Raw genomic sequence first — 22,518 nt, forward strand, 5'->3', positions numbered from 1 at the left:
TGGCGACGCGCAAACAATGCCCATCACCCCCGGCCATGAGACGCGAGGAACGAGCAACCGGTTCGATTGAGATTTGAGGCTTCGATGTGGCTTCGCCGCGGCAAGACCGCGGCGAAGCAGAAGCCCCTCGCCTAGGAGGGAAAAACTGACGCGTCCTAAAACACCAGCGCCTTGGCCTGCTTCACCTGCGGCAGCTTCTGCACCTTGGCAAGCACGTCGGCGGGCACCGGCCCGTCGATCTCGACCAGCGCGATGGCGTCGCCGCCCTGCTTGACGCGGCCGAGATGGAAGGTGGCGATGTTGATCTTGGCGTCGCCGAGCAGGCCGGCGAAGCTGCCGATGAATCCGGGCTTGTCCTCGTTGGTGACGTAGATCATCGATTTGCCGAACTCGGCGTCGACGCGGATGCCCTTGATGTCGACCAGCCGCGGCTTGCCGTCATGATAGACGGTGCCGGACACCGAGCGTTCCTGCCGTTCAGTGGTCACGGTCACCGTGATCAGGCTTTCATAGTCGCTCTGCGCCGCGCGCACGATCTCGTCCACCACCATGCCGCGCTCTTTCGCGACCACCGGCGCGGAGACCACATTGACCTCGCCCAGCATCGGCCGCAGCAGGCCCGACAGCACCGCCGAGGTGATCGCCTTGATCTTCATCTCGGCGACGTGGCCCTCATAGGTAATCTCGGTCTTCAGGATGCCGCTCTCGGTGAGCTGACCGGCGAACGAGCCGAGCTTTTCGGCGAGCTCGATGAACGGCTTCAGCTTCGGCGCCTCTTCCGCCGTGATCGAGGGGAAGTTCACCGCGTTCGAGATCGCGCCGGTCAGGAGATAATCCGACATCTGCTCGGCGACCTGCAACGCGACGTTCTCCTGCGCTTCCGTGGTGGAGGCGCCGAGATGCGGCGTGCAGATCACGTTGGGATGGCCGAACAGCACGTTCTTGGTGGCGGGCTCCTCGACGAACACGTCGAAGGCGGCGCCGGCGACATGCTTGGAATTGAGCGCGTCGAGCAGCGCCTGCTCGTCGACTAGGCCGCCGCGGGCGCAGTTGATGATGCGCACGCCCTTCTTCATTTTCGCAATCGCCGCCGCGTCGATGATGTTCCTGGTCTTCTCGGTCAGCGGCGTATGCAGCGTGATGAAGTCGGCGCGCTTGAGCAGCTCATCGAGCTCGACCTTTTCGACGCCGATGTCCTTGGCGCGTTCCGGCGACAGGAACGGATCGAACGCGACCACCTTCATCTTCAGGCCGAGCGCGCGGTCGGCGGCGATCGTGCCGATATTGCCGCAGCCGATCACGCCCAGCGTCTTGCCGGTGATCTCGACGCCCATGAAGCGGTTTTTCTCCCACTTGCCGGCCTGGGTCGAGGCGTCGGCCTGCGGAATTTCACGCGCCAATGCCAGCATCAGCGTGATCGCGTGTTCGGCGGTCGTGATCGAATTGCCGAACGGGGTGTTCATCACGATGATGCCCTTGGCGGTGGCCGCGGGTATCTCGACATTGTCGACGCCGATGCCGGCGCGGCCGATCACCTTCAGCTTCGTCGCCTTGTCGATGATCTTCGCGGTCGCCTTCGTCGCCGAGCGGATCGCGAGGCCGTCATAGTTGCCGATGATCTCGGCGAGCTTGTCCTTGTCCTTGCCGAGATTGGGCTGGAAGTCGACCTCGACGCCGCGATCCTTGAAGATCTGCACGGCTGCGGGGGAAAGCGCGTCGGAAATGAGAACTTTGGGTTTGGTCATGGGAGTGATCCTTCACACCTTCCCCTGAAGGGGGAAGGCCGGCGCGAAGCGCCGGGATGGGGTGAAACTGTCGACGCGAACTTGGCGTGCGTCGGGTGCGGAGAGATCACCCCACCCCGACGCATCCTTCTGAAACGTCGACCCTCCCCCTCCAGGGGAGGGTGACGATCAAGCTGCCTTGGGCAGCGCGGCCTTGGTCTCGGCGAAGGCCCAATCGATCCACTGCGTCAACAGCGCGACGTCGGAGGCTTCGACGGTGGCGCCGCACCAGATCCGCAGACCCGCCGGCGCATCGCGGTAATAGGCGAAGTCGTAACCGGCGGCTTCCTTCTCCACCAGCGCGACGAGCTTCTTCGAAAACTCCGCCTGCGCGTCCGCATTGAGCGAGGTGATCGCGGGATCGGTGAACTTCAGGCACACCGACGTGTTGGAGCGGATCGCGGGATCCTGCGCCAGGAAATCGATCCACGGCGTCTTCGCCTTCCAGTCCGACAGCACCTTGGTGTTGGCGTCGGCGCGCGCGATCAGGGCCTTGAGGCCGCCGATCGATTTCGCCCAGTTCAGCGCATCGAGGTAATCCTCGACGCACAGCATCGACGGCGTGTTGATGGTCTCGCCTTCGAAAATGCCCTGGTTGAGCTTGCCGCCCTTGGTCAGGCGGAAGATCTTCGGCAGCGGCCAGGCCGGCTTGTAGGTCTCGAGCCGCTCCACCGCGCGCGGCGAGAGGATCAGCATGCCGTGCGCGGCCTCGCCGCCCAGTGCCTTCTGCCAGGAGAAGGTGACCACATCGAGCTTGGCGAAATCGAGCGGCTGCGCGAAAGCGGCCGAGGTCGCGTCGCAGATCGTGAGGCCTTCACGCTTGGCGCTGATCCAGTCGGCGTTCGGCACGCGCACGCCGGAAGTGGTGCCGTTCCAGGTAAAGACGATGTCGGAAGCCTGATCGACCTTGGAGAGATCGGGAAGATCGCCATAGCCGGCATGCAGCTTGGTGACGTCCTTCAGCTTCAATTCCTTGACGATGTCGCTGACCCAGCCTTCGCCGAAGGATTCCCAGGCGATGGTGGTGACCGGGCGCGCACCAAGCAGCGACCACAGCGCCATTTCGACCGCGCCGGTGTCTGACGCCGGCACGATGCCGATCTTGTAATCGGCCGGCACTTCAAGCACTTCGCGCGTCAGTTCAATCGCGAGCTTGAGCTTGTTCTTGCCGATCTTCGCGCGATGCGAGCGGCCGAGGGCTGCGTCCTTGAGATTTTGGGGGTTCCAGCCGGGGCGCTTGGCACAGGGGCCGGAGGAAAAATGCGGCACGTTCGGCCGCGAAGCGGGCTTCGCTACGGTCATGATCTATCCTTCCAGATAGTAAGCCTCCCGTTGGGGGGAGGTGTCCCGCCGCGGTGATTAGCGGGAATCGGGCCCGATCGTCAAGGAGCTTCGGGATCTTCACGCTCGATTGATGTGGGCGCGTCGGCGCCGGGAGTCGGCTCCTGCTGCAAAAGTTCAGCCGCATCCGTGACCAGTTTGGCGGCCTGCTGGCGACTCGAAACCTTCAAAATACTGGTCTCTCCGGCCTGCACGACATACTCGCTTCCAATCCGTACAATCGAATATTTTTTCATCGGAAAAATCCCCAAAGCTGCCCAAGCCCCATGGGAGACATCGGCATAGCGGAGACGTTCCTGTCCGTAAAATCACGGACGCACGCGTAGTTTATCGGTTGTTAACCGGATCGCAGAGCGAGGACTACCTCAGGCATTCGTCGCTGATGCGCTCAACTGCAGTTGGCTGACCTTTGTTCTGACGCGTTTTCTTTACGCGAACCGGATTCCACTTCGCTCGAGAACGCTGTGAAAATCAGAATCGCAAGGTCATGCCCACATGGCTGCGTGCGAAGCCCAGCCGCTCGTAAAACCGCTGTGCATCGACACGGGAGTGATGCGTCAATAGTTCGACCAGTTTGCATTCCCTCGTGCGCGCTTCCACCACCGCCCACTGCACCATCTGCTCGCCGATGCCGCGGCTACGGCAGCGGCTGGCGACGCGGACGTCCTCGATTAGGCCGCGCGAGGCGCCCTGCGAGCTCAGCCCCGGCAGAATGCATAGCTGCAGGCAGCCAACCACGGCGCCCTCGCCGTCCTCGGCGACGACGAGGACGATGTTCGGATCGCGCTGCAGCTTTTCAAAAGCCCTGAAATAGGATTGCGGCAGCGGATTCTCGATCCGCTCGCGGGGCCCACCGAGCGGATCGTCCGCCAGCATGCCGACAATGACGCCGACGTCCTCGCGGCGCGCGGGGCGGATGGTGATCTCTGAGATGGCAGACATGGCAATTTCCCGTCAGGTCAGCGCGCCGGCGGCAGCTTGAGGAATTTTTCGGTCTCGCCGATCCAGCGACGCACCGCGGCGTAGCCGTCGAGATCGAAGCCGCCCTCGTGCGCCACGCGGGTATAGGCCAGCAGCGAGATATCGGCGAGCGTAATGGCGTCGCCGACCAGAAACGGCGTCAGCACAAGCTGATGCTCCATCCGCGCCAGCGCCGCATAGCCGCGCTTGACCTTTTCGGGATCGAGATCGGAAACCGGCTTCTTGAGATAGAACATCTGGAAGCGGCACACCGCGACATAGGGCTCGTGGCTGTATTGTTCCCAGAACAGCCACTCGTCCATCTTCCCTTGCGCGAATGCATCGTCTGGAATGAGACGAGAGCCGCGGGCGAGATAGCGGATGATGGCGTTGGACTGCGCCAGCGTGCGGCCGTCGTCGAGTTCGACCGTCGGCACCTGCCCGGCGCCGTTGAGCTTGAGAAATTCCGCGGTCCGCGTCTCGCCCTTCAGCGTGTCGATCGCGACCCAGGTGTAGGGCAGCGCGAGATGATCGCACACCCACTTCACCTTCAGGCAGTTGCCGGAATTGGTATCGCCGTAGACCTTCATGCGCCGCTCCTCGTGACGGCGGCAGTGCAACAGGCGGCGGCAATTCTGTCAACGGCGCCGGAGCGGCGGCGCCGTTGCGCAATCAGAACTTGTAGCCGAGGCCGGCGCGGACCGTGTTGATGGTGGTATCGACGGTCGAGGTGAACCGGAGATACTCCCACTCGGCGCGAAGGAAGAGGCCCGCATACAGCATCACGTCGACGCCGACACCGCCGGCGAAGCCGGTGATGAAATGAGCGTTGGCGTTGTCAGTCAGGCTGCCACTTCCCGTGAGGTCGGGAAGCCCGCCCGTGCCGACATATTGATAGTAAGCGGAATAAGCGGCCCAGCGGTTGATATTCGCCCGCCCCATTGCAATGCCGGCAAATCCATAGGGCAGGAAGTTGTCGATCGCATATCCGCCGCGCACCCGCAGCGAGCCGTAATCGGTGACCCTCATCGTGGCGGCCGAGGCGACGGTAGCGGAGGTCACGTAATCGGTTGGATACTGAAACGAGCGGGATTGCGAACCCATGTTGGACCCAAAGAAATTGCCATGGGTGTAGTTCAGTTCGATGGCGACGACGGCGTCGGTCCACTGCCAGTTATAACCGATGAACCCGCCATAGCCGCTGTTCTGCATATGGGCCTTGCCGAGCAACGGCCACTTCGAGATGTTGAACTGCGATTCGATATCGACATTGTTCAGGAGCTTGGCGAGCAGGTCCTGGCCGGAATTGGTGAAGTCCATGTCCGCCGCACCGTGAGAGGCGTGGGCGCCGACGTAGGCGCCGCCCCAGTTGACGGTGCTTCTGCTGAGCCCCTCGGTGAAGCTGCCGCGGAGAAAGGGAAGATCCGGCATATCGGCCGCCTGCGCGCCGCTTACCGCCCCACACATCACAGCCACCAGCAACAATCGACGCATCGCAACGCTCCATCCGCCACTCTGAACTTGGCGCTGATCATCGCCTGTTAACCTTAACCAATCGTTGTTGCGCCCTGCGATTGGCGCATTCTTGCCGAAAAGCAGTCGAAGATTTTTCACGCGGCGCTTCGTCGTGCGCCAAAAGAAAACGGCGCGGGAAATGACCCGCGCCGCCCGGCAATCGTTAACGAATGAAGGTTGCGATTAACCTTTGCGGATCAGCGGCGGCGGTGCGTAGACAGCCGGGCTGGTCAGATCCCAGCGCACGCCGAGCTTCAGATCGTGCGAGGTGATGTTCTTGAAGGTCATCGGGTTGATGGTGTTGACACCGCTGCCATCGAAGGTCCGCAAGTCGCCGGTCAGGCCGTCGCCCATATCGAGGTAGCGATAGGCGAATTCGACGGTGAAGTTCGGCGTGACCTTGTAGGCGAGACCGGCATGGACCGCCCAGGCCAGATTCCACTTCGACACGTTGTCGGCGTAGGCGAGGCCCGGCAGCGCGCCGCCGCCGTTGTTGGCAATTCCCGCGTCGGTGAAGCCGTTGATCGCGACCCGCGCGCCGCCGACGCCGGCGCCGATGAACGGGGTGATGCACCACCAGGTGCCGAGATCGACATAGGCGTTGGCGAGAACGACCCACTCGTTCTTGGTGGCGTGGTAGGTGTCGATGCCGACGCCGCCCGGATAGGTGATGCGGTCGGTGCCGTAGAAATGCGAATTGCCGCGATACTCACCGGTAACGTCAGCGCGGAACCAGTTGTTGACCTTGTAACCGACGCCGAGGCCGAAGATGCCGGCGGTGTTGAAATTGTTCGTCTGCAACGACGACGTAAGGGTGACGTCACGCGCGTTGTTCAAACGATCGACGCGCTGGTTGGAGAAGCCGATGTCGCCGCGCAGATACCAGCCGCCGAAATCCTCGACCACCGGGGCCGCGTATGGAGGAGGCGCGATGGGCATGTCGGCAGCAAACGCCGCCTGCGACAATAAAGTGGCCGCACCGGCGGCAATGAAAGACTTAACGCTACGCATGGGCTTTCGTCCTCTGTCCGGTGAGGCTGACTGCAAAAGGCCCCACTTCAAAAACTCACGGACGGACGATGGCATTAAATGCTTAAGCGGCGCTTAACCCTAATTATTAAGGTTGACAATCTCTCACCTTTCTTCGCAACGCCGTTCGCGACGCGAGTCGTAACGGCTCTGCAACGCGGGAGAAAGCGGTAAAACCCGCCCAACATCCTAACGATGTATTGATTAAATCAGGCGCGCGATCGCGGCGTTAAGATTTTGTTTATGCGCGCGGCAGCGCCCTCGCCCGCGTTTTTTAACCGCAAGCGTAGCTGGCAGTTCGTACAGAGCGGACGTATTCGCCGGGCCTGCTCAATGTCTGTGTTGGGGCATCTTCGGCAGGAACACCGCGAGCAGACCGAGCGCGGGCAGGAAGGCGCAGACGTGATAGACGAAGGCGATGCCGGTGTGATCGGCAAGCCTGCCGAGCACCGCCGCGCCTAGTCCGCCGATACCGAAGGCGACGCCGAAGAACACGCCCGAGATCATCCCGAAGCGATGCGGCATCAATTCCTGCGCGAACACGATGATCGACGACGTCGCCGACGAGAGGATCAGGCCGATGAAGATGGTGAGCACGGCGCTTGCGTAAAGCCCGGCATGCGGCAGCGCCAGCGTGAACGGCAGCGCGCCGAGGATCGAGAACCAGATGATGTATTTGCGCCCGAAGCGATCGCCGAGCGGCCCGCCGAAATAGGCGCCCGCTGCATTGGAAGCAAGAAAGAGGAAGAGGTAGAGCTGGGCGGCCTGCGTCGACACCTGAAACTTGTCGATCAGATAGAAGATGTAATAGCTCGACAGGCTCGACACGTAGAGCTGCTTCGAGAACAGCAGCGCGACCAGCACCGCAAGCGCGATTCTGACACGCCGTGCATCTGGCAGGTCGGGATGACGTTCCGTCACGGCCGACTTCTTCGTCGCGATCTGCGGCTTGTACCAGACGCCGATCCGCCACAGGATCACGATCGCCAGAAACGCGATCGACGAGAACCAGGCGATCGAGGGCTGGCCGAACGGCACCACGATCAGCGCCGCCAGCACCGGCCCCATCGACGTGCCGAAACTGCCGCCGAGCTGAAACACCGATTGCGCCATGCCGTAGCGACCGCCGGAAGCAAGCCGCGCGATCCGCGCCGACTCCGGATGAAACACCGCCGACCCAAGCCCGACCAGCGCGGCTGCGATCAGGATGATCGGATAGAGATGCGCGACGCTGAGCAGCAGCAATCCGAAAAATGTAGAACCCATGCCGATCGCAAGCGAGAACGGCTGCGCCTTCTTGTCGGTGAAATGCCCGACCAGGGGCTGCAGCAGCGATGCGGTGAACTGGAACGCCAGCGTGATCATGCCGATCTGCGCATAGTCGAGCGCGTAGGCGTCTTTCAGGATCGGATAGACGGAGGCGATCAACGACTGCATGGTGTCGTTGAGGAAGTGCGAGAAGCTGATGCCGGCAAGCACGATGTAGGCCGGCCCTGCCGCGGCCGCTTTCGCAGCGAGGCCAGGTGCCGCGTCCGACACGACGACCGGCGCGGTCGTGGTTTCCTCGCTGACGATGACGGGCTTGTTCAACGGCGCATTCCCGAAAAGGATTCGCTTGAGGCAATGCCGCCTTTTACGCCGCACACGCAGGCGCGACCATCCGCAATAGCCGATGGCAGCGATGCGCTGCTGCGCACCGCCGATCAACAGTTACGTCTACGCGGGATAAAACGCGCTTATGCCGCCGCGGCGTGGCCGAGCGCGTTGACGATCTGGTCAACGACATCCTCGACCAGATCGCGGTCGTCGCCCTCGCCCATCACGCGGATCACGGGCTCGGTGCCGGACGAGCGCACCAGCAGCCGGCCGTGGCCGTTGAGACGATTCTCGCCGTCCATGATCGCCGATTTCACCTCGGCGTGGTCGAGCGGCTTGCCGGAGCGATAACGCACGTTCTTCAAGATCTGCGGCAGCGGATCGAAGCGATGGCAAACCTCCGACACCGGGCGGCGAAGCTTTTGCACCACCGCCAGCACCTGCAGCGCGGCGACGAAGCCGTCGCCGGTAGTGGCGTAGTCGGACAGGATGATATGGCCCGAGGGCTCACCGCCGAGATTGTAGCCCTGGCTCAGCATCTGCTCGAGCACGTAGCGGTCGCCGACCGGCGTGCGTATCATGCCGAGGCCCTGCCCTTCGAGGAAACGCTCGAGCCCGAGATTGGACATCACGGTGGCGACGATGCCCGGCTTGGCGAGACGGCCGTCTTCCTTCCAGCTTTGCGCGATCACCGCGAGCAACTGGTCGCCGTCGACGACATGGCCGCGCTCGTCGACCAGAATGACGCGATCGGCGTCGCCGTCGAGCGCAATGCCGATGTCGGCGCGCATCTCGCGCACCTTCTTGGCCAGCGTCTCCGGCGAGGTCGAGCCGCATTCCTTGTTGATGTTGAAGCCGTCGGGTTCGACGCCGATCGCGATGACGTCGGCGCCCAGTTCCCACAGCGCTTCCGGCACCACCTTGTAGGCGGCGCCGTGCGCGCAATCGATGACGACGCGCAGGCCGTCGAGCGAGAGCTCGCGCGGCAGCGTGCGCTTGGCGAATTCGATGTAGCGGTCGTGCACGCCGTCGATACGGCGGGCGCGCCCGAGGCTTGCGCTCTGCGCCAGGCGCCGGTCGATCGGCTCGTCGAGCAGTTGCTCGATCTGCTTCTCGACGTCGTCGGAGAGCTTGAAGCCCTGCGGGCCGAACAGCTTGATACCGTTATCCTCGAACAGATTGTGCGAAGCCGAGATCATGACGCCGAGATCAGCGCGCATCGACTTGGTCAGCATCGCGACCGCCGGCGTCGGCATCGGGCCGAGCAGCAGCACATCCATGCCGACCGAGGTGAAGCCGGCCACCATGGCGTATTCGATCATGTAGCCGGAGAGCCGCGTATCCTTGCCGATGACGACGCGGTGGCGGTGCTCGCCGCGCTGAAACACCAGGCCAGCCGCCTGCCCCACCTTGAGCGCGAGCTCCGGCGTAATCAAACCATTGGCGCGGCCCCGAATTCCATCGGTACCGAAATATTTGCGGCTCATATAACCCCCAAGCCATTTCGGGACGTGGACCGTTTACGACCACTCGAATCCCCGAACGCCTCGATCGAAGCGTGTACGGGTTATAATCCCTCAGCCGCTAAAATGGCTTCAAAAAATATGATGAATCATTACCGCCGGAAGCGACCGATTTCATGGATATGGCATTGACATTGCTATATTTTTGGCAATCCAGCGGGGCTGGACGGAGAAAGCCGTTTGATGTGGCGGTCGCCCTTCGAGGGCGGCGGCTGGGTGACATTGACGGGGTCGGAGGCCGGAAAGGTCTCTTGCAGGCCCTCCTCCAGGGCAGCGTCCAGGGCGGCGTCGAGCCAGCGCTTTTCCTCGGGGGTCGCCGGGCCGGTCTCGACCGGGGTAGTGACGCGCGGTCCGGTCATGGGATGTCCTCCCCTTGACGAGTGGCGGGCGCGAGATGCGATTTGGCTCGCCATCCAACCATGCTAGATGACGACACGACTGTGAAATTCAAGAAGGGCCGGGACACCCATGAAGCACATCACCTGCATTGAGGATCTGCGCCAGTTGCACAAGCGCCGGGTTCCCAAGGCGTTTTTCGACTACGCCGACCGCGGCTCCTACACCGAGGACACGCTGCGCGCCAATTCCGAGGATCTGCAGCAGATCAAATTCCGCCAGCGCATCCTGGTGGATGTTTCCAAGCGCGATCTCTCCACCACGATCCTCGGCGAGCCCGCCGCGATGCCGTTGATCCTTGCCCCCGTCGGCCTGCTCGGCATGCAGCATGGCGACGGCGAAATTCACGCCTGCCGCGCGGCGCAGGCCGCCGGCATTCCCTTCACCCAGAGCACGATGTCGATCTGCTCGATCGAGGACATCGCCGCCGCCGTCGACAAGCCGTTCTGGTTCCAGCTCTACGTGATGAAGGACCGCGGTTTCATCAAGGCGCTGATCGAGCGCGCCATCGCGGCGAAATGCTCGGCGCTGGTATTGACCGTTGATCTGCAGGTGATTGGCCAGCGCCATCAGGACATCAAGAACGGCATGACGGTGCCGCCGGAATGGTCGCTGGCCAAGCTGATCGATTTCGCGACCAAGCCGGCCTGGGTCTCCGGCGTGTTGCGCGGCAAGCGCCGCACCTTCGGCAATCTCGCTGGCCACCTGAAGGTGAGCGAGGACATCACCGCGCTGTCGACCTGGATCAACTCGCAGTTCGATACCTCGCTGAACTGGAAGGACATCGACTGGATCCGCTCGATCTGGCCGGGCAAGCTGATCCTGAAAGGCATCCTCGACGTCGAGGACGCCGAACTCGCGGCAAAGACCGGCGCGCAGGCGATCGTCGTCTCCAACCATGGCGGCCGGCAGCTCGACGGCGCGCCGTCCTCGATCGAGGTGCTGCCGGAGATCGTCGACACCGTCGGCTCGAAGATGGAGATCATGTTCGACGGCGGCATCCGCACCGGCATGGACGTCGTCCGCGCGCTCGCGCTCGGCGCAAAATCCTGCATGATCGGCCGCGCCTATGCCTATGGCCTGGGGGCCGGCGGCGAGGCGGGCGTTGCCAAGGCTATCGACATTCTCGCCAAGGAAATGCTGACGACAATGGGCCTGTGCGGCGTCAACACGATCGCGGAGATCGACGACAATTTGCTGGCGGTTTAGAGGCAGCCTGCCTTTCCTGGTGGGCCACACCCCGGCCTTTCTTTTCCAAGACCTGTTCGGCCTTGCGGCGAATTAATCTGCCTTACCGGAAAGATAATTGTAGCGGCGGGCGTTCTGCGGTTGCTGCACGAGGTGTTTCCTTGGAAGCGGGGGCCTCCTCGCCGCACGAGGTGTCCACAGGAAACACTCGGCCCGGAGTCTCCCCAAGACCTCCGGGCCGGTTCCCGTCCTCGATGGACCCGGCAGAACCCTACGGAAACTGTTCCCAACTGTTTCCTGCTGCGAAGGCAGCTTTCTCCCACAAGGGGAGAAAGGAAGTGAGAAGGCGTTGCCTCACATCGGCGGCGTGATCCCGTCGCGGCCGACATTGACGCGATTGGCTTCCAGCGTGCCGTCGTCCTTCTTCACCGCGCCGAAGATGATGATCTTCGCGCCCGGCTTCAACTCGGACTTGTCGCCGGCGACGAAGGTCACGATCGGCGTCCCATCGGGCACCACGACTTTCTTTTCGCCGTCCTTGTATTTGACCAGGATGTTCTGGCCATCGGTGCCCTTCACCGTCTGGGCGACCGTGGCGTTGGTCATGGTCGAATTCGGCCGCGCGTCCCAGGGCCGGAAACCTTCGGCGGCGCCGCGCTGGTTTTCGGGGAAGATATGCACCGCGACCGCCTTCTGGGTGCCGTCCGGCTCCGGCATCGCGGTAACGCCGATATAGGAGCCTTCCTTGATTTCGGACAGTTCGGTCTTGGCCACGCCGAACACGGCGACATTGTCGGTGACACGCACCTTCATGTCGGTGCCCTCGCGAGACTTGATCGAGAGCATAGGTCCGTCGACCGCTTCGATGGTGCCGCGAATGCGCACCGTCGGCGGCTGCTGCGCCCAGGCCTCCATTGCAAACAGAGCGATGAGGCCCAGCGAGGCCGCGAGCAGCCGCGGCCGTGAAGAAGATTTAAGCATGGTAGTCCTCCCGAGGTGTTTTTGGCGCCCAACTCAACGCAAACACCGCCCGAAAGTGGCTATTCCAGGAGGCGACCTCACATCGGCGGGGTCAGGCCGTCGCGGCCGACACTGACGCGGCTGGTCTCGAGCGAACCGTCGGGCAGCTTCTTCATGAAGGCAATCACCTTGGCGCCGGGCTTGAGGTCGGACTTGTCGGCGGGAACATAGGTCACGACCGGCGTCTCCGGCGATACCACCACCTTCTTCTCACCGCCCCGGTACTTGATCGTCAGGGTGTGACCGTCATTGCCGACCACCGAATCCGCCACCGTGGCGTTGGTCATGGTGGAGTTCGGGCGAAGATCATAGGGCCGCGAGCCCTCGCCGGTGCCGCGCATGTTTTCCGGAAACACATGCACCTCGACCGCGTTCTGGCTGCCGTCGGGCCCCGGCACCGTGGTGGTGCCGATGAAGGAGCCGACCTTGATGTCGGACAGCGCGATCTTGCTGATCCCGACGACGTTGACGTCACGGGTCATGTTCAGCCTGACATCCTCGCCGCCGCGCGACTTGACCGCGAGCACGTCGCCATCGACGGCTTCGATGGTTCCGCGAACGCGCGTCGGCGTCGGCGGCTGCTGGGCGATTGCGTAAAGCGTGGAGCCCGCCACCATGGCGACAGCGACGAGCGGGCGAACGAATTGAAAGCGACGGGCGGGCATGCTGGGATCTCCGGTGGCGGCACTGACGTAGCCATTGACCCCGGCTAATCAAAAAAATTCCGGCTCAATAGTTCGCGATCGGCCGATCATGTATTCGTGAGGTCGGCCTCGACCAGCGCGCGCAGCTCCGCCGTCACCTCGGGGCGCCGTCCGAACCACAATTCGAAACCGCGCACCGCCTGGTGCAGGAGCATGCCGAGTCCGTCGGCCGTCTTCAGCCCGCGGCCGCGGGCGGCTGCCAGCAACGGCGTGTCGAGCGGCACGTAGACGAGATCGGCGACGACGGCTCGCGCCGGTAGCAGCCCGACATCGATTTCGAGCGGCGGCTGGCCCTTCATACCGAGCGAGGTCGTATTCACCAGAAGGCCGGCGCGCGGCAGGATATCGCCGAGCGCATCCCACGCCACGGGCAGGACGCTCGCGCCGAACTGGTCCGCCAGCGCGCTCGCGCGCGCCACCGTGCGGTTGGCGAGATGAATGCGCTTGATGCCGCGCTCGCGCAAGCCGAACACCACCGCGCGCGACGAGCCGCCGGCGCCGAGCACCAGCGCATCCTCACATTTGTCCCAGCCGGGCGCGCTAGCGTCGAGATTGTTGATGAAGCCTTCGACGTCGGTATTGGTCGAACACAGTTCGCCATCCGCGAACCACAGCGTGTTGGCCGCGCCGACGGCGCGGGCACGCTCGTCCGGCTTCGACAGCGCAAGCGCGCGCTCCTTGTGCGGAAGGGTGACGTTGGCGCCAACGAAGCCGCGCAGCGACAGGCGGAAGATGAAATCCTTGAACTCGTCGGGCGGCACCGCCTCGATGACGTAGCCGCCTGCGATGCCGAGCGTCCGCAGCCAGTAATGGTGGATCAACGGCGAGCGCGAATGCGCGGCCGGCCATCCGATCAGGCAGGCGGCGGGGGGCTGGTTTCCACTTGTCATGGCAGTCAAATCGGGCAAGCCGGGCCCGGAGTCAATGCCATAACACGCCCATCACCGCCACGCGGCGCCGTCAGGCGGCGCTCCATTCGTAGACCTCCTTCTCGTACACCTCCTGAAAACCGGCACGTTGCAGATTCCGCCAGGAGTGTTCGAGCATGTACAGGGTCTCGGAGACTTCGATCGCGCAGCCGAGCGCTTCGGCGCGTTCGATTCGCTGCGCGATCAGTGCCTGCTGGGCCCCGCGCCTGCGGTGGCTTTCGGCGGTTGCAGCCAACATCAGGTAGCCGATGTCCTCGAACATGCACAGCGTTGCAATCGCCACCGGGCGCTTCCCGTCGAACGCCATGTAGTGGAAGAAGCCTTCGCCACCGGCTGTACGCACATAGTCCGGCCAGATGGTCTGATCGAGCGGCTCGTGCATCGCGGCGATCTCGTCCGCGCCGACTTCGCGCACCTCAAAATCAGTGCTGAACTCAACAGGCGAACGGACGGTTCGGCATAGCGTCGGATAACCGGTCCATTGCACGCGCGTAAGTCCGCTCGCCTCGAGCCAGCCGCGTACAGTGCCCATCTCGGGGCCCGGACTGAGCCAGACGAAAAATCGTTCGATCCCCTCGGCGGCGAACAGATCGATGATATGGCGGATGCTGTTCGAGTCCATGCCGGGCTCGGCCCCGCACAGGTAAACGCGATTCATGTTGCCCGATGCGAACCGTGCCTGCCGGTCGGGATCGATGGTGAGGTAGCAGCTTCCAAACGGAGGACCGTCGAAGCGTCTTCGAATGAAGCAGTCGGGCGGGCGCTGGCTGTCCAGCCATTGCGCCAGCCGCTTCATTTTCAGGGACAGTTCGATGGTGTTCATGGACCGCTCGGGATCATGCCTCCATTCGAGAGGCATGATCCCTGTTCGCACATCTCACGCCGCGACGCGATGCGCAGCGATGATCTGGTCGGCGGCGCGGCCGGTGACCTCGGCCATGCGGTCGAACTGACGGGTGAAGCCGCCGGCGCCGGCGGTGGCGGACCGCAGTTCCACGATCAGGTCGCCGATCTCCGCCTCCGGCATGGTGGCGCGGACGCAATCCCAGCCCGCCCAGCCCTCGCGGGTGTCGAAGCCGAGAATCTGGCCGCGCCGCGCCGACAGGATGGCGTTGATCTTCGCCGTCGCCTCCGTCGGGCAGACGATCTCCACCATGTGGATCGGCTCCAGCAGCACCGGCTGGCACTGCGGCAGCGCCTCGCTCATGCCGATCCGCGCCGCCGTGCGGAAGGCGAGATCGGAGGAGTCCACGCTGTGGTAGGAGCCGTCGGTCAACGTCACATCGACGTCGATGACGGGGAAGCCGAGCGGGCCCTTTGCAAGGCCGTCGACCACGCCCTCTTCCACCGCGCCGATATAGTTGCGCGGCACCGCGCCGCCGACGACCTTTTCGTGGAACTCGAAGCCCGAGCCGCGCGGCATCGGCTTGATTTCCAGCACCACGTCGCCGAACTGGCCGTGGCCGCCGGACTGCTTCTTGTGGCGGCCGCGCTGGGTGATCGATTTGCGGATGGTCTCCTGATAGCCGATCGCGGGCGGCTGCGATTTGACGTTGACGCCGAAGCGATCCCGCAGGCGTTCCAGCGCGACGCGCAGATGCATCTCACCCTGCCCCCACAGCACGATGTCGTGGGTGCGCGGGTTCTGGATCATCGTCAGCGACTGGTCTTCCTCGTTCAGCCGCAGCAGCGCCTGCCCGAGCTTGACGTCATCCTTGCGATCGGTCGCCGCCAGCGACATCGCCAGCACCGGCGGTGTCGGCGCGATCTGCACCAGCGCGGCCGGCGCGGTCTTGCCACCGGACAGCGTGTCGCCGGTCTTGACCGCGTCGAGCTTGCCGAGCGCGACCGTCTCTCCGGCTTCCGCAGAGGCCCGCTTGGTATCATGCGCGCCGTTGACGGCGAGGATGCCGGAAACCCGCCCGGCTTCGCCGGAGGAGGATTGCAGCGTCGCGCCGTCGTCGAGGCGGCCGGCAAGCAGCCGCGTCAGCGACAGTTTGCCGCCGTGCTGCAGATGCACCGTCTTGAACACATAGCCCAGCGCTTCCTTTTGCGCGGATGCGCCGAGGCGCTTCGCCGTCTCGGCCACGCCGGGCGATTCATGGCGCAGCGCCTTCATCAGCCGCAGCACGCCGTTTTCGCGCGCGGCGGCGCCGAGCAGCACCGGGCAGATCAGGCCTTCGCGCAATTCACGGGCGAGGTCGTCGAACACGGCGTCGCGCGGCGGCTGGATGTCCTCCAGCAACTGCTCCATCAGCGCGTCGTCATGGTCGGCGAGCTTCTCCAGCATCGAGAAGCGCGCTTCCTTCTCGCGGTCGAGATCGCCGCCTTCCAGCGCAACGACTTCGGAGGCCTTGTGCTCGCGATAGACGAAGGCGCGCTCCAGCGCGAGATCGACGAACCCTTCGATCAATTCGCCCTTCCAGATCGGAATCTGCCGCAGCACCAGCGGCACGCGCGAGGCCGGCTGCAACGTCGCCAGCGTCTCGCGGATGCGCTTGTTGGCTCGATCGATCTTGTTCAAAAACAGAAAACGGGGAATGCCGAGATCTTCCAGCTCGCGCAGGATGATCTGCAGTTGCGGCAGCTTCTTCTCGTCCGCCTCGCAGACCACGACCGCGGCATCGACCGCGGGCAACGCGGCGCGCATGTCTTGCGCGAATTCGATCGAGCCGGGACAATCGATAAAGGTGTAACTGTCGCCCATGAAGGTGGAGGTAGCGGCGCTCAAGCCCACCCCCATCTTGTGATGGCGCGCTTCGGGAGTGGCATCGCCTACGGAAGTTCCGGCATCGACGCTGCCGGCATTTTTAATGGCGCCCGTTCGCGCCAGTATCGCCTCCAAAAGTGTGGTTTTACCGCTTTGGAAAGGGCCCACCAGCGCTATGCACCGTGGACCTCGGGGACTTCTGACGTCTTGTCCCATTGCCGCCTCCTCATTTTGGAGCTCGGCCCGTGATTGGGTCGGCGACCTCTGATGCTCCGCCTGTCGCGACGATTTGGCAAGCGGGAAAAAATTCGCTGCGGTGCGATGTGAGATTTTTGGGATACCAACCGCCGTCATTGCGCGCGAAGCGACTTGTCCGCCGTAGCCTTGGCGAAGGCAGAAGCAATCCATCCCGCCCCCGGAAAGAATAGATTGCTTCGTCGTTTACGCTCCCTTGCGCAAACGCTTCGCGTTTGTCGCAGGCAATGACGACGGGGCAGACGTGGGCGGGGCAGACATGGGCCACCTTCCCTGCCACGGTTCCAGCAAGTTTCGCTTATCCTGCCTACGTTTGCTTATGCCCGACGGCCGGAGCAGCAATCGATGAACTCCGTGAGCAGGCCCGTGACCTCGGTTGGCCGTTCCAGGCTCGGCAGATGGGCGGCGCCGGTCAAGACGTGGCCCGACGCGTTCAACATCGTCGTTGCCATGTGACGGCTTCGTTCCTGAATATGCGGGAAATCAAAGTCTCCCCAGATCACGAGCGATGGCGCCGATATCTCGCCCAGACGATGGAAGGCGGGCACCACGTCGAGGTTCGACCCGGTCGGCGGTGACCGGAGCGCAACGCCATTCATGTCGAGGAACAGCCGGCGCGCCTCGCCTGTCACACGGCCCTCGGGCTGCAGCGGACCGTCCAGCCAATGATGCGCCTTGATTGCGTTCACCTGATCCAGATCGCCGGCGTCCTGGGCTTCCCTGAGCTTCGCCATCAGGCGCTCGATGACGGGAGGATAGACCGGCTCAGGCGCGCCGCTCACGCCGGGCGCAATGAGAACGAGGGCGCGGACACGGGATGGATGCAGAAGCGCGGCGTCGAGCGCGACCCGTCCGCCTTGCGAGCATCCAACAAGGATCGCCGGCGCGCCATTCGCGGCGGCGTCAATCACCGCCAGCAAATCCGCGACCGCAGAATAGTCCTCCTGCTCCGCGCGGGTCTCGCCAAAGCCCCGCCGATCGTACGCGATCGCCTTGTGGCTCGTGCCGACTGCATCCAGTTGTGCGCGCCACATGCGACTATCGCAGACCGCGGCGTGGAGAAAGACAACAGGGTCGCCGTGGCCGACGACTGTCGCAGCCAGCCGGGCTTGGCCGGATTTAATCTGAAGATTCGAGCTCATGATTCATGCTAGCCCGCGCCAGAGGGAGCGGCTAGCAAGCAGCCCGGGTGAGCGCTTGCGATATGCGCGGAAAAGGAATTCGCGCTCAGCCGGTCGCTGCGCCCGATCCGTCCGCGCCGGGATCGAGCATGATCCGCAGCGCGACGGCGAAGCGCTCGATATCGACGCGCTCGTCCCAGGCAAGCTGCAGCGAAATGCCCTGCAGGGTCGCGACCATGACGCGGGCGGCCGACGCCGGATCGAGATGCTTTGGCCAGCGCCCCTGTCGTTGCGCCTGCGCGATCATCGGCGACAGCACGTCCACGGCCTGTGAAACCCCCGCAAGCGCCTCGCGCTTCAATCGTGGATTGGAAAGGCTCTCCGCCCAAAGCTGCACGGCCAGATGACGCCATCGCCTTTCGTTGGGATTGCGCAGTTCGAGCACGAAGCCTTCGACAAGCTGCCGCAGGCTGGTATCGATATCAGGTGCGGCCAGCGCAGATTCCATGCGTTGGCGTTCCATGGCGTGACGTTCGGCAGCGATCGCCATCGCAATCTCAGTCTTGCCTTTGAAGTATCCGTAGATCGCGCCGGGACTTAAGCCAGACTCCTCGACGATGTCCTGCACGGTCGCGGCATGAAAGCCTTCGCGCGCAAAGCATGTCAGCGCGGCATCGAGGATGCGTCCACGCTGCTCGTTGGCACGCGCCGCCGATATCCTAGGCATCGCCGACTTCCGCAAGCACCGTGTGATAGAAGCCGTAGCCGTGCATGTGGCGGCTGGCCTCCCCCATGACGCGCTCCCGGTATTGATCGGCGCCGAGATCGCTCACCAGTCGCAGCCCGCGCTCGCGCAGGAACTCCGGCAATTCGCCGGGCAACAAGCCGAAGCGCCAGGGTTCGCCTGAGACGTCGACCTTGGCGATGACCTTGTCTGCGCCGTCGAACGCGACGCTGCCGTCGATCGCGCCCTCATGCACATAGGTGAAGATGAACCGGCTGCCTGGCGCAAGCCGGCCTGCCCAACGCATCACGCCGCAGACCGCCTCGCCGGTCAGATACTGGCTGACGCCTTCCCACACGACGATCGTGCGCCGCGCCGGATCGAAGCCGGCATCGTGCAGGCGCTGTTCGAAATCATCGATTTCGAAATCGACGGCGACGAAGGTCACCCGGTCCAGATCGGCGCCGGCAGCCTGCAATCGCTCCCGTTTCACCTTTGCGGTTGCGGGGTGATCCACTTCAAAAATCTTCACGGAGTCCAGCGCGGCAAGCCGCCAGGCCCGCGTGTCGAAGCCCGCACCGAGCAGCACGACCTGCTCGGCCTGTCCGGTCGATTGCTCGATCCAGTCGTCGATCAGCCGCGTGCGGGCAATGCCGGAGGTTCGCGCGCCCGGCCACTGCCTATCGATGTAGCGGGTCAGCATTCCGCCCACCGGACGTAGCGCGAGCAGCCTGGCCGGCAGCCGCAAGCTTCCCGGCAGCAGCGCGACGGCCAGCGGATCGGTGAACACACGCCGCCCGGCACCTTTCGCATGCTCCGATGCCCGGAACATGGCCATGTATTCGGCGGTCCGGCTCGGCTGATGTTGCAGCATTTCGCGACCTCCTCAAAAAGAACGTTTATTCTTTTTAAGGCCGATCGCCACTGAGGTCAAGACGACCCTTAATCAAATGAAGTGCGGTTAATTCAGCGTCCCGGCCGCAGTTCCAGGGCTTCCAGTCCGGCAGCAACGCTGACGCCGACCTGGCCCTGCACGCTCAGGGGTTGCAGCGCGATCGAATTGGCGGAGCCGCCGACCAGAACGTTGCCGCCGACGCCGACGCCGAGCGTGGCACTGCCCTGCGCGCCGACATAATCGCCGGACAGGCCGCCCGGCCCGAGCCGCGCGACCGGCGCGAACACGCCCCAGGCCAGCGCCGATTCCTGGGTGATGCCGAGATCGAGCCCCACTTTACGGATGGTGGCGATGTAGCGGTCCTCCGGCATCCCTTCGGCGCGCAGCACGCAGCCGAGATTGGTGACGGAGCCGACGATGAACCCGACACTGGCGCCGCCGCGGCACTCCAGCACACCGACCTGCACACGCTGTGCCTGCTGCGCATTGGCGCCGCCGATCGAAGCGCTCCACATCGCAAGGACGGCACCGACGAGAATGAGAGAACGACGCATGAAGTAATCTCCGGCTGAAAAACTGTGATGCGAGCAGAGAATCAAGAACAAGGCCGTGCCCGCGGCGCTCGCCGTTCTATGCCACAATTCAATCAATCCAACAAAAAAGGCCCGCTTGCGCGGGCCTTTTCCTTAAACGCATATCCTCAGCCGCGGCGGTGATGCCGGCGAGCGTGCCGGCGCGGGCCGTTGCCGTTGAACGGCTGCAGTTCGAGGCCGGCGATCCCTGCGGTGACGTTGAGCCCGGTCTGGCCCTGCAGGCTGATCGGCTGCAGCGCGTAGGCGTTGGCGGGACCGCCCACCAGGAAGTTGCCGCCGCCGCCGATGCCGATCGATACGTTGGCGCCGACGCCGCCGTAGCTGCCGGCGAGTTCGCCGCGGCCGAGCCGGCTGTTCGGCGCATTGACGGCCCACTGCAACTGCGTCTGCTCGGTGATGCCGAGATCGAGACCGATGCGCTGCACCTTGGCGATATAGGGTTCAGGCCGGCGGCCTTCGCTGCGGAACACGCATTCGAGGCTGGTCACCGAGCCGACGACAAAGCCGACATTCTGGCCGCCCTGGCATTGCAGGATGCCGGCGCGAACCGGTGGCGCCGCGTTGGCGCTTGCGATCGGCGCGAGCAATCCGAGCGTGGCGATAGTTAGTGTCAGCAGTCGCATGAGTCCCAGTCTCCGCATGTTGATAAACAAATTTAGCGGAGCGGACAGGATGGAAGCGCCGTGTCGAAAACATGGCGCTTCCTCAAGAAACATGGCGCTTTGATAAGAAGCGATCAAAATATCGCGAGGTTTGCGCGCGACGTGACGTGACACGTTTTTTCTGACGCGTTTTCTTCACGCGAAATAAAAAAGCCGTCCCGCATTGAGTGCGGAACGGCTTGGTTTGCAAAACGCTTCTTTATCGCAGATTGCCGCAGAAGCGCTGGATGCGTTTGCAGGCGTCTTCGAGGTCGGAGGTTTTGGTCGCGTAGGAGATGCGGAACGCCGGGCCGAGGCCGAACGCCGAGCCCTGCACGACGGCGACGCCTTCGCTCTCCAGAAGCTCCGTGACGAAGTCCTCGTCATTGGCGATCACCTTGCCCGAGGGCGAGGTCTTGCCGATGGTGCCGGCGCAGGACGGATAGACGTAGAACGCGCCTTCCGGCCGCGGGCATTCGATGCCTTTGGCCTGATTGAGCATCGACACCACGAGATCGCGGCGCTCCTTGAACACCTTGTTGTGCACGGGGATGAAGTCCTGCGGACCGTTCAACGCCTCCACCGACGCCCACTGCGCGATCGACGACGGGTTCGAGGTCGACTGCGACTGGATCGTCGCCATCGCCTTGATCAGGTCGGCCGGGCCGCCGGCATAGCCGATGCGCCAGCCGGTCATGCAATAGGCCTTCGACACGCCGTTCACCGTCAGCGTGCGCTCATACAGTTTCGGCTCGACCTGCGCGGGCGTTGCGAACTGGAAGTCGTCATAGACGAGGTGCTCGTACATGTCGTCGGTCATCACCCAGACATGCGGGTGCTTCACCAGCACGTCGGTGATCGCCTTCAATTCCGTGCGCGTATAGGCAGCGCCAGTCGGGTTCGACGGCGAGCACAGGATGATCCATTTGGTCTTCGGCGTGATCGCCTTTTCCAGATCGTCGGGGCGCAGCTTGAAGCCGCTGGAGGCGGGGCACACCACCGGCACCGACTCGCCGCCGGCCAGCGCCACCATCTCGGGATAGCTGACCCAGTACGGCGCGGGAATGATGACCTCGTCGCCGGGGTTCAGCGTCGCCATCAGCGCGTTGTAGAGCACCTGCTTGCCGCCGGTGCCGACGATGATCTGGTTTGGCTTGTAGGTCAGGCCGTTCTCGCGCTGGAACTTGGCGATGATGGCTTCCTTCAGCTCGGGAATGCCGCCGACGTCGGTGTACTTGGTCTTGCCGGCCTCGATGGCGTGGATCGCCGCCAGCTTGATGTTGGCGGGCGTGTCGAAATCCGGCTCGCCGGCGCCAAGGCCGATGACGTTGCGGCCCGCCGCTTTCAGCGCGCGCGCTTTGTCCGTGACCGCGATCGTCGCGGACGGCTTCACACGGGCGAGCGAGGCGGACAGGAAGGGCATCATCATCTCCTGGCAAACGTCGTGACTTCTGAAATTCACGACTCTTTTTGATGGGAACGGCGCACCCTACGGCGCTCGGCGCTGCATCGCAAGAAGCTTGGCCGGAAACGGCCAAACTTTAGGGAACGTTAAAGCGGGCTCGGTACGGTCGGAGCAATACGGCGCAATATT

At 63.7% G+C, this 22,518-nt stretch carries 22 protein-coding genes; 1 reads left to right on the top strand and 21 read right to left on the bottom strand.

Going from position 1 to position 22,518, the window contains the following annotated elements:
• Positions 1–155: 155 nt before the first annotated feature.
• The 10 genes from serA to CQ14_RS31070 form a co-directional block, all read right to left on the bottom strand.
• Complete coding sequence (gene serA, locus CQ14_RS31025) at positions 156–1,745, bottom strand: phosphoglycerate dehydrogenase (protein ID WP_057861609.1); 1,590 nt, start codon at positions 1,743–1,745, stop codon at positions 156–158.
• A gap of 168 nt (positions 1,746–1,913) precedes the next feature.
• Positions 1,914–3,086: a phosphoserine transaminase gene (locus CQ14_RS31030; RefSeq protein ID WP_057861610.1), complete on the bottom strand. Its 1,173-nt coding sequence runs from the start codon at positions 3,084–3,086 to the stop codon at positions 1,914–1,916.
• Between the two features lie 80 nt (positions 3,087–3,166).
• Positions 3,167–3,361, bottom strand: a complete 195-nt coding sequence (locus tag CQ14_RS31035) for a hypothetical protein (protein ID WP_057861611.1) — start codon at positions 3,359–3,361, stop codon at positions 3,167–3,169.
• 235 nt (positions 3,362–3,596) lie between these two features.
• Positions 3,597–4,067, bottom strand: coding sequence for a GNAT family N-acetyltransferase (locus CQ14_RS31040; RefSeq protein WP_057861612.1), 471 nt, complete (start codon positions 4,065–4,067; stop codon positions 3,597–3,599).
• Between the two features lie 17 nt (positions 4,068–4,084).
• Positions 4,085–4,675, bottom strand: a complete 591-nt coding sequence (locus tag CQ14_RS31045) for a glutathione S-transferase family protein (protein ID WP_057861613.1) — start codon at positions 4,673–4,675, stop codon at positions 4,085–4,087.
• Positions 4,676–4,757: 82 nt separating this feature from the next.
• On the bottom strand, positions 4,758–5,579 hold the full coding sequence (locus tag CQ14_RS31050; protein WP_057861614.1) for an outer membrane protein: 822 nt from the start codon (positions 5,577–5,579) through the stop codon (positions 4,758–4,760).
• 204 nt (positions 5,580–5,783) lie between these two features.
• Positions 5,784–6,611: an outer membrane protein gene (locus CQ14_RS31055; protein WP_057861615.1), complete on the bottom strand. Its 828-nt coding sequence runs from the start codon at positions 6,609–6,611 to the stop codon at positions 5,784–5,786.
• 348 nt (positions 6,612–6,959) lie between these two features.
• The gene (locus tag CQ14_RS31060) at positions 6,960–8,219 is read right to left on the bottom strand and encodes an MFS transporter (RefSeq protein ID WP_057861639.1); all 1,260 of its coding nucleotides are present in this window, start codon (positions 8,217–8,219) and stop codon (positions 6,960–6,962) included.
• Positions 8,220–8,365: 146 nt separating this feature from the next.
• Positions 8,366–9,712 (bottom strand): phosphoglucosamine mutase, encoded by a 1,347-nt coding sequence (glmM, locus tag CQ14_RS31065; RefSeq protein WP_057861616.1) that lies wholly within the window; start codon positions 9,710–9,712, stop codon positions 8,366–8,368.
• Between the two features lie 173 nt (positions 9,713–9,885).
• Entirely contained in the window at positions 9,886–10,107 is a 222-nt protein-coding gene (locus CQ14_RS31070; protein ID WP_057861617.1) for a hypothetical protein, read from the bottom strand.
• Positions 10,108–10,216: 109 nt separating this feature from the next.
• Between CQ14_RS31070 and CQ14_RS31075 the strand changes: the two genes are divergently transcribed.
• Positions 10,217–11,353 (top strand): alpha-hydroxy acid oxidase, encoded by a 1,137-nt coding sequence (locus CQ14_RS31075; RefSeq protein ID WP_057861618.1) that lies wholly within the window; start codon positions 10,217–10,219, stop codon positions 11,351–11,353.
• Between the two features lie 333 nt (positions 11,354–11,686).
• Here CQ14_RS31075 and CQ14_RS31080 read toward each other — a convergent pair whose 3' ends face one another.
• From CQ14_RS31080 to CQ14_RS31130, 11 genes are all read right to left on the bottom strand, one after another.
• Positions 11,687–12,247, bottom strand: a complete 561-nt coding sequence (locus CQ14_RS31080) for a hypothetical protein (RefSeq protein WP_430650231.1) — start codon at positions 12,245–12,247, stop codon at positions 11,687–11,689.
• A gap of 143 nt (positions 12,248–12,390) precedes the next feature.
• Entirely contained in the window at positions 12,391–13,017 is a 627-nt protein-coding gene (locus tag CQ14_RS31085) for a hypothetical protein (protein ID WP_057861620.1), read from the bottom strand.
• Between the two features lie 86 nt (positions 13,018–13,103).
• On the bottom strand, positions 13,104–13,946 hold the full coding sequence (locus CQ14_RS31090) for a shikimate dehydrogenase (protein ID WP_057861621.1): 843 nt from the start codon (positions 13,944–13,946) through the stop codon (positions 13,104–13,106).
• Positions 13,947–14,016: 70 nt separating this feature from the next.
• Positions 14,017–14,808 carry a GNAT family N-acetyltransferase gene (locus CQ14_RS31095; RefSeq protein WP_057861622.1) on the bottom strand — a complete coding sequence of 264 codons (792 nt, stop codon included), beginning with the start codon at positions 14,806–14,808 and terminating at the stop codon, positions 14,017–14,019.
• Between the two features lie 54 nt (positions 14,809–14,862).
• Entirely contained in the window at positions 14,863–16,911 is a 2,049-nt protein-coding gene (locus CQ14_RS31100; RefSeq protein WP_057861640.1) for an elongation factor G, read from the bottom strand.
• A gap of 356 nt (positions 16,912–17,267) precedes the next feature.
• Positions 17,268–18,092: an alpha/beta fold hydrolase gene (locus CQ14_RS31105; RefSeq protein ID WP_057861623.1), complete on the bottom strand. Its 825-nt coding sequence runs from the start codon at positions 18,090–18,092 to the stop codon at positions 17,268–17,270.
• Between the two features lie 85 nt (positions 18,093–18,177).
• Positions 18,178–18,798, bottom strand: coding sequence for a TetR/AcrR family transcriptional regulator (locus CQ14_RS31110; RefSeq protein ID WP_057861624.1), 621 nt, complete (start codon positions 18,796–18,798; stop codon positions 18,178–18,180).
• Positions 18,791–19,669 carry a class I SAM-dependent methyltransferase gene (locus tag CQ14_RS31115; protein WP_057861625.1) on the bottom strand — a complete coding sequence of 293 codons (879 nt, stop codon included), beginning with the start codon at positions 19,667–19,669 and terminating at the stop codon, positions 18,791–18,793. Before CQ14_RS31115 ends, CQ14_RS31110 begins: the two co-directional genes overlap by 8 nt.
• Positions 19,670–19,761: 92 nt before the next feature.
• Positions 19,762–20,244 carry a DUF992 domain-containing protein gene (locus CQ14_RS31120; protein WP_057861626.1) on the bottom strand — a complete coding sequence of 161 codons (483 nt, stop codon included), beginning with the start codon at positions 20,242–20,244 and terminating at the stop codon, positions 19,762–19,764.
• 146 nt (positions 20,245–20,390) lie between these two features.
• Positions 20,391–20,906 (bottom strand): DUF992 domain-containing protein, encoded by a 516-nt coding sequence (locus tag CQ14_RS31125; protein ID WP_057861627.1) that lies wholly within the window; start codon positions 20,904–20,906, stop codon positions 20,391–20,393.
• Between the two features lie 238 nt (positions 20,907–21,144).
• Positions 21,145–22,347 (bottom strand): pyridoxal phosphate-dependent aminotransferase, encoded by a 1,203-nt coding sequence (locus CQ14_RS31130; RefSeq protein WP_057861641.1) that lies wholly within the window; start codon positions 22,345–22,347, stop codon positions 21,145–21,147.
• Between the last annotated feature and the right edge of the window lie 171 nt (positions 22,348–22,518).

Source organism: Bradyrhizobium lablabi, assembly GCF_001440475.1.
Classification (GTDB): Bacteria; Pseudomonadota; Alphaproteobacteria; order Rhizobiales; family Xanthobacteraceae; genus Bradyrhizobium; species Bradyrhizobium lablabi.